This is a genomic window from Rhodococcus sp. CX (assembly GCF_015865005.1).
In the GTDB taxonomy this organism is placed as follows: Bacteria; Actinomycetota; Actinomycetes; order Mycobacteriales; family Mycobacteriaceae; genus Rhodococcus.
Genome location: NZ_JADZGH010000094.1, coordinates 1 through 7,124, shown reverse-complemented (window position 1 = coordinate 7,124; position 7,124 = coordinate 1). Strand labels below are relative to the sequence as shown.

At 67.9% G+C, this 7,124-nt stretch carries 6 protein-coding genes; 4 read left to right on the top strand and 2 right to left on the bottom strand.

The genetic code is table 11. The annotated features are described in order from the left end of the window. The coding region (locus tag I0Q12_RS32570) for an aminotransferase class V-fold PLP-dependent enzyme (protein ID WP_231610398.1) at positions 1-450 on the bottom strand (450 nt) is incomplete at its 3' end. A 155-nt stretch (positions 451-605) separates the two neighbouring features. Between I0Q12_RS32570 and I0Q12_RS10135 the strand changes: the two genes are divergently transcribed. The 4 genes from I0Q12_RS10135 to I0Q12_RS10120 all read left to right on the top strand — a co-directional run bounded on the left by I0Q12_RS10135 (position 606) and on the right by I0Q12_RS10120 (position 5,024). Further along, positions 606-1,175: a bacterial proteasome activator family protein gene (locus I0Q12_RS10135; protein WP_197251803.1), complete on the top strand. Its 570-nt coding sequence runs from the start codon at positions 606-608 to the stop codon at positions 1,173-1,175. 78 nt (positions 1,176-1,253) lie between these two features. Then, positions 1,254-2,111, top strand: a complete 858-nt coding sequence (locus I0Q12_RS10130) for an ABC transporter ATP-binding protein (RefSeq protein ID WP_197251813.1) — start codon at positions 1,254-1,256, stop codon at positions 2,109-2,111. Further along, a complete protein-coding gene (locus I0Q12_RS10125; protein WP_197251802.1) occupies positions 2,104-3,000 on the top strand; it encodes a glycosyltransferase family 2 protein in 897 nt (298 codons plus the stop codon). Before I0Q12_RS10130 ends, I0Q12_RS10125 begins: the two co-directional genes overlap by 8 nt. A gap of 242 nt (positions 3,001-3,242) precedes the next feature. Beyond that, complete coding sequence (locus tag I0Q12_RS10120; protein ID WP_197251801.1) at positions 3,243-5,024, top strand: long-chain fatty acid--CoA ligase; 1,782 nt, start codon at positions 3,243-3,245, stop codon at positions 5,022-5,024. A gap of 72 nt (positions 5,025-5,096) precedes the next feature. Here the strand turns inward: I0Q12_RS10120 and I0Q12_RS10115 are convergent. Beyond that, positions 5,097-7,124, bottom strand: a 2,028-nt coding sequence (locus tag I0Q12_RS10115; protein WP_197251800.1) for a response regulator, incomplete at its 5' end; no start/stop codon positions are given.

Below are 7,124 nucleotides of genomic sequence, written 5' to 3'. Positions count from 1 at the left end.
GAACTGCCAGCTGGGCAGATCGCAGGTTTCGATGTCCACCTCGGCCCAGCGGACCTGCGCACCGTACCGGCTGGCGACCCGCAGCCAGGGTGCGATGTTCGCCTCGTCGTCCAGCCGCGACAGCACCATCCCGGTGCCCAGGCCGAGCCGTGAGCTCAGTGCCTCGGCGAGCCACGCCAGGAGCACGGCGCGGTCGGAACCGAGCACCACGCCGGCGGGCTCACCGCCGACGAGATCGGCGATCGCCTCCCGCGCCGCCTGCAGCATCGATCCGCTGCGGCGGGAGGACATGTGCCTGCCCGACGAGGACGCGGTGGAATTCCGGAACGCCGTAGACACCGTGCGGGAGACCGCGTCGGGGATCTGCATGCCGGCCTGCGGATCGAAATGGGTCCACCCGTCGCCGAGCGAGGGAATCAACCCCCGGATCCGGGCAACGTCGTAAGCCATGCGTGACACTCTAAATCCCGCTGTCAATGAAGTGACGTCCGCGCCCGGACGAACGTGACGTGGAGTACGCGACGACCGGCCGGGGAACAGCGGACATTCCGCACCTCAGCCGGGGTGGGGCGACACCGCGCCCGCCGAGGAGACAAGATGGAGGTATGACGCATCCGGAGAACGAGCCCGTCCTTGTGATCGGTCCCGACGGTCGGCCGGTCGCGGTCCCCAAGCCCGGCACCAACGGTGACACGGCCGCGAAGACCGAGGAGAGCGACGCCGAATCCCTCACCGACATGGTCGAACAGCCCGCCAAGGTCATGCGGATCGGCACCATGATCAAGCAACTGCTCGAGGAGGTCCGGGCGGCTCCCCTCGACGATGCGAGCCGCACCCGCCTGAAGGAGATCCACAAGTCGTCCATCAGCGAACTCGAGCAGGGCCTCGCTCCCGAACTGCGGGAGGAGCTCGAACGCCTCGCGTTGCCGTTCGGTGAGGACGCGGTGCCGTCCGACGCGGAACTGCGCATCGCGCAGGCTCAGCTCGTCGGCTGGCTCGAGGGGCTCTTCCATGGCATCCAGACCGCCTTGTTCGCGCAGCAGATGGCGGCGCGGGCGCAGCTCGAGCAGATGCGCCAGGGCGCACTGCCCCCCGGGCTGGGCGGAAACCCCCACAATCCCGAGGAACGCCAGCAGCACAACCCCGGCAGCCCGGGCACCGGGCAGTACCTGTAGTCCCATTCGGGGTCCGGGCCGGGCGTGCTCTCGGGCGCGCCCGGTACCCTCGGAACCCGTGTCAGTCTCTGGAGCAGCATCGTGAGCCGGGTCAGCATCGAAACGCGCAATGCGTGCGTCGACTTCCCGATCTTCGACGCCAAGACCCGCTCGCTGAAGAAGGCGTTCCTGGGTAAGGCAGGCGGAGCGATCGGCCGCAACGACTCGGACGTCGTCGTGGTCGAGGCACTGCGCGACATCACGATGTCGCTGAAGGAAGGCGACCGCGTCGGGCTCGTCGGGCACAACGGCGCCGGCAAGTCCACGCTGCTGCGATTGCTGTCCGGGATCTACGAACCGACGCGCGGGGCCGCCCGCGTCCGCGGTCGCGTGGCCCCGGTCTTCGATCTGGGTGTCGGCATGGACCCGGAGATCTCCGGGTACGAGAACATCCTGATCCGCGGCATGTTCCTGGGCATGACCCGCAAGCAGATGCTGCAGAAGGTCGACGACATCGCGGAGTTCACCGAGCTCGGTGACTACCTGTCGATGCCGCTGCGCACCTACTCCACCGGCATGCGGGTGCGCGTCGCCCTCGGTGTGGTGACCAGCATCGACCCCGAGATCCTGCTGCTCGACGAAGGCATCGGCGCGGTCGACGCCGAGTTCATGAAGAAGGCCCGCGTCCGGCTGCAGGAACTCGTCGCGCGCTCCGGCATCCTCGTGTTCGCGAGCCATTCCAACGAATTCCTCGCCCAGCTGTGCGACCAGGCGATGTGGATCGACCACGGCCGGATCCGCGAGCAGGGCGGCATCGAAGAGGTCGTGCGCGCCTACGAGGGCAACGACGCCGGCGACCACGTGCGCACGATCATCGAAGAACTCGAACGCGAACGCGCGGAACGGAACGGTGTCGTGTCCAACGGCACAGCGGCGACGGGTGCCGCCGGTGCCTGACAGCCCGGAACGGATCATCGGGGTCGTCGTCACCCACAAGCGTCGCGAACTGCTCGGCGATTCGCTGAAGGTGCTGGCGTCGCAGACCCGGCCGCTCGACCATCTGATCGTCGTCGACAACGCCGACGAGAACGAGGTGCGCCTGCTCGTCGAATCCGCGCCTCTGCCGACCACCTACATCGGGTCCAAGCACAATCTCGGCGGTGCGGGTGGGTTCGCCCTCGGCATCCTGCACGCGCTCGCGCTCGGCGCGGACCGGGTGTGGCTCGCCGACGACGACGGCCGCCCCGACGGCCCCGAGGTGCTCGAGACCCTCCTGGCGTGCGCGCATCGGCACGGCCTGGCTGAGGTGTCTCCGGTGGTGTGCGACATCGCCGACCCCGATCGGCTCGCGTTCCCGCTGCGTCGCGGCGTCGTGTGGCGACGTCGGCGCAGCGAACTCGGCGACGAGGATCTGCTGCCCGGCATCGCGTCGCTGTTCAACGGTGCCCTGTTCACCGCCGCGGCGATCGACGCGGTGGGCGTGCCGGATCTGCGGCTGTTCGTGCGCGGCGACGAGGTCGAGGTGCATCGCCGGCTGGTGCGGTCGGGCCTGCCCTTCGGCACGTGCCTGCAGACCGCCTACCTGCATCCGGACGGGGCGGACGAGTTCAAGCCGATCCTCGGTGGCCGCATGCACACGCAGTATCCGGACAACGAGACGAAGCGCTTCTTCACCTACCGCAACCGCGGCTACCTGCTGTCGCAGCCCGGCATGCGCAGGCTGCTGCCGCAGGAATGGGTGCGGTTCGGCTGGTATTTCCTGGTCACCCGACGCGACCCGGCGGGTCTGCGCGAGTGGATGCGTCTGCGCAAGCTGGGCCGCGAGGAACAGTTCGACCGGCCCTGATGCGGCGACCGGCAGGTCTCGCCTGCCGGTCCGCTGATTCCGGACATTCGCGCTGCCGGGTGTCCTCCCCCTTTTCGCGGCACCGCCGCCGCATTCGTGTGACTTGTGCCACAATGCCCATTCTGGGTAATCTGCCGCCGCAAGCCACGCCCGCGCCGCCCGGCGCAGTGCGTCTCACAATCCGATTACATGCGTGCGCAGTCCGTTTTATGCTCTTCGTCACAATCTTCTGGGGGACAGCGATGACAACTCGTACGACCGCACCGACCACTCTCTGTCAGGCGTTCCAGGCGACCGCCGCGAAGTATCCCGACCGGGTTGCCCTGCGCACCCCGGACGACTCCGTCACCTACACCTGGCGCGCCTACGCCGACAAGGTCCGCACGCTCACCGCAGGTCTCGCCGGGCTCGGCGTGAAACCGGGCGACACCGTCGGCCTGATGCTGACCAACCGGCCCGAGTTCCATCTCGTCGACACCGCCGCCATGCACGCGGGGGCCGCCGCGTTCTCGATCTACAACTCGCTCACCGCCGAACAGATCACCTACGTGCTCGGCAACGCCGGCAACAAGGTGATGATCTGCGAGGAGCAGTTCGTCCCGGTCCTGCAGAAGGCCATCCCCGGCACCGCCGTCGAAAAGCTGGTGTGCGTCGACGGGCACCCGGAGGGGACCATCACGCTCGACGAACTCGAGGCCGCCGCCGATCCGTCGTTCGACTTCGACGCGACCTGGCAGGCGGTGGAGCCGTCGGACCTGCTGACCCTGATCTACACCTCCGGCACCACCGGTCCGCCGAAGGGCGTCGAGCTGACCCACGCCAACCTCATCGCGGAGATCGAGGCGACCGCCCCGATCCTCAACCCCGGCCCGGACGACCGGCTCGTGTCGTATCTGCCGGACGCGCACATCGCCAACCGGTGGGGAGCGCACTACACGTCCATCCACACGGGCATGCAGATCACCACGCTCGACGACCTCAAGCAGGCCATCGCGGTCCTGCCGACCGTTCGCCCGACGATGTTCGGCGCGGTGCCCCAGGTCTGGTACAAGCTCAAGGGGGCGATCGACAAGACCCTCGCCGACGAGCCGAGCCCGGTGAAGAAGAAGCTCGCGTTGTGGTCCATCGACGTCGGCCGCAAGCGTGCGCGTCTGATGTCGGACGGCAAGCCGGTACCCAAGGTGCTCGAGCTCCAGCACGCGCTCGCCGACAAGCTCGTGCTCTCCGCGATCCGCAAGAAGCTCGGCCTCGACCAGGTGCGCGCCGCCGTCACCGGTGCCGCCGCGATCTCCCCCGAGGTCCTGGAATTCGTCCTGGCCCTGGGGATCCCGTGCTCCGAGGTGTGGGGCATGTCGGAGACGTCGGCCGTGGTGACACTCAACCGGCCGGACGCCATCCGCATCGGCACCGTCGGGCAGCCCGTGGACGGCGTGGAGATCAAGATCGCGGAGGACGGCGAACTCCTCGTCCGCGGGCCGCTGCTGATGAAGGGCTACCGGAACGACCCGGAGAAGACCGCCGAAACCATCGATGCCGCCGGCTGGCTGCACACCGGCGACATCGCCGAGATCGACGCCGACGGCTACGTGAAGCTGATCGACCGCAAGAAGGAACTGATCGTCAACGCGGCCGGTAAGAACATGTCGCCCACCAACATCGAAGGTGCGCTGCGGGCCGCGTGCCCGATGCTCGGCGGCGCCGTCGCGATCGGCAACGACCGTCCCTACAACGTCGCGCTGCTCGCACTCGACCCGGATGCGCTCGCCGCGTTCGCCGCCGAACACGGTCTGACGGGAGCACACGAGGAGCTCGTGCAGAATCCGCTCGTCGTCGAAGCGGTCGACAAGGCCGTGCAGGTCGCGAACTCGAAGCTGGCCCGTGTCGAACAGATCAAGAAGTACAAGCTGCTGCCGAACATCTGGGAACCATCCGGTGACGAGCTGACCCCGACGATGAAGCTCAAGCGCAAGCCGATCGACGCGAAGTACGCCGAGGAGATCGACAAATTGTACGAGAAGAACTGAGACACAGTATGTTCCGTGTGGATTCGTGTCCGCCCGGCGGCCACGGATCCACACGGAACGGAGTCGTCCCGATCAGCCCCCTTCGCGCACCGACGAGGTGTGGGCCTCGACGATCTCCTGTGCGATCACGCGCAGCTTGACGTTGCGATGCTGCGAGAAGGCCACGAGTTTCTCGAAGGCGGTATCCGCGTCGCACCGGAACGTCGCCATGATCAGACCCACTGCCTCGCTCAGCGTGGTTCGGCTCTCCAAAGCCGAACGCAGCTGGCCTGATTCGCGTTCCTTCAACGCGATGATCTCTTCCCGCAAACGGGACAGTTCCAGATTCACCCGCACCCGGGCGATCAACTCGTCGGGCTCGAACGGCTTCGTGATGTAGTCGTCGGCGCCGTCCTGCAGACCACCGACCGCCGCTGAGGTTCCGGCGCGCGCGGTCAGCAGAATCACCGGCAGCCGGGCGGTCGCGGGATCGTTGCGCAACTGCTTCAGCAACGCCAGTCCGTCCGGACCGGGCAACATCACATCGCTGAGAACGAGGTGCGGCGGCGAATCCTGAATGTGCTTCAGCGCGGTCGCGACGTCGGCCACCGCATCGACGCGCCAATCCTGTTGGCCCAGCAAACTTGTCAGGTAGTTCCGCAGGTCTGCATTGTCGTCGATCACCAGGATGCGGGGCCTGCCGCCGGCGGCATCCGCCACGGGGGCGTCGGTCGGCTCGTTCACCCACTGCGCACTCTCGGCAAGATATGACCCGCCCATCGAGGCCGGAACACCTTCTGCAGCAACAGGTTTCTCGCTGCTCACAACGCGCGGCACCGATACCGTGAACGTGCTTCCGGCGCCGGGCGCGCTCGTCACCGCGACCGTCCCACCGAGAGCCTGCACCCAGTCCGACACCAGCGACAAACCCAAGCCCACGCCTTCGGCGGTGCGACCGGCCGCGCCCTCCACCCGGTGGAATCGTTCGAAGACTCGGGTCGCTTCGTCCGGAGGTATCCCCACACCGGTGTCCGTCACCGACAGCACCAACCGGTCGCCGTCGATGCCCAACTCGACGGTGATCGACCCGTCGAGCGTGTACTTGACGGCGTTGGACAGCAGGTTGAACACGATGTGCGACCAGATCTCCGGGTCGAGCGCGATCGTTTCTGCGGCCGCATCGTCGATCCGGGTCACCAGAGTCAGCCCGGCGTCGCGCACGATCGGCTCGTAGAGCTCGACACACGCCGCGGTCAGTGCCGCCGCATCGGTGGGCTGCAGACGCGGACGCACCTTGTACGACTCGGCGCGGGTCGCTTCCAGCAGAACGTCGACGAGTCGCTGCAGGCGCATCACGGCGCGCCGCGCGGTTTCGAGGGATTCGTGCTGCTCGTCGGTGAGGGCGTCGGCGTCGTCGAGGACGCTCTGCAGCGGTCCGAGGAGCAGCACCAGCGGCGTGCGGAACTCATGACTGACCGTCTCCAGGAAACGGGTCTTGGCCTTGTCGACCTCGGCGAGCGCGTCGGCGCGGCGACGTTCGGCATCGAAGGCGAGGCTGTCGCGCAGCAGGCCTGAGATTCTGGCGGCGATCAGCTGGACGAGGGCCGCATAGTTGTCGTCGTATGCCAGATTGGGGTTCAAACCGACCGCCAGCACCCCGATCGCGGTGGCGCGGGCGGGAACGGTCAGCGGTAGCAGCACCACCGTGTCGAACGGTTGCGCGCCGAGCAGGCGCGTGGGGTCGACGACGCCGGGCGAGCGTTCGGCGACGCCCGTGAGCACGACCGATTTCGAACTCACCGCCACCTCGTCGAGGACCCGCTGGGCATCGGGCCCGAGGAGTCCATCGACGTCGCCGATCGTCCCGAGGTCGGCGACCCGGTCCCAGGTGCGCGGTACGGCCCGCTCGGGGTGCTCGGTGCGCGAGTCGAGATAGACCGCGGCGACGGGAACGTCGGCCCCGCTCGGGGCGAGCGCCGCCAGCGCCTTTTCGCAGATGTCGGCGACAGAGTTGCCGGCATCCGAGATCGCGACGGTTCCGAGGCGGCTGATGGCCTCGCGGCGACGATCACCGAGCACCGCCGCGGTGGTGTCGGCGGTGGCGACGAACACCCCCGCCAC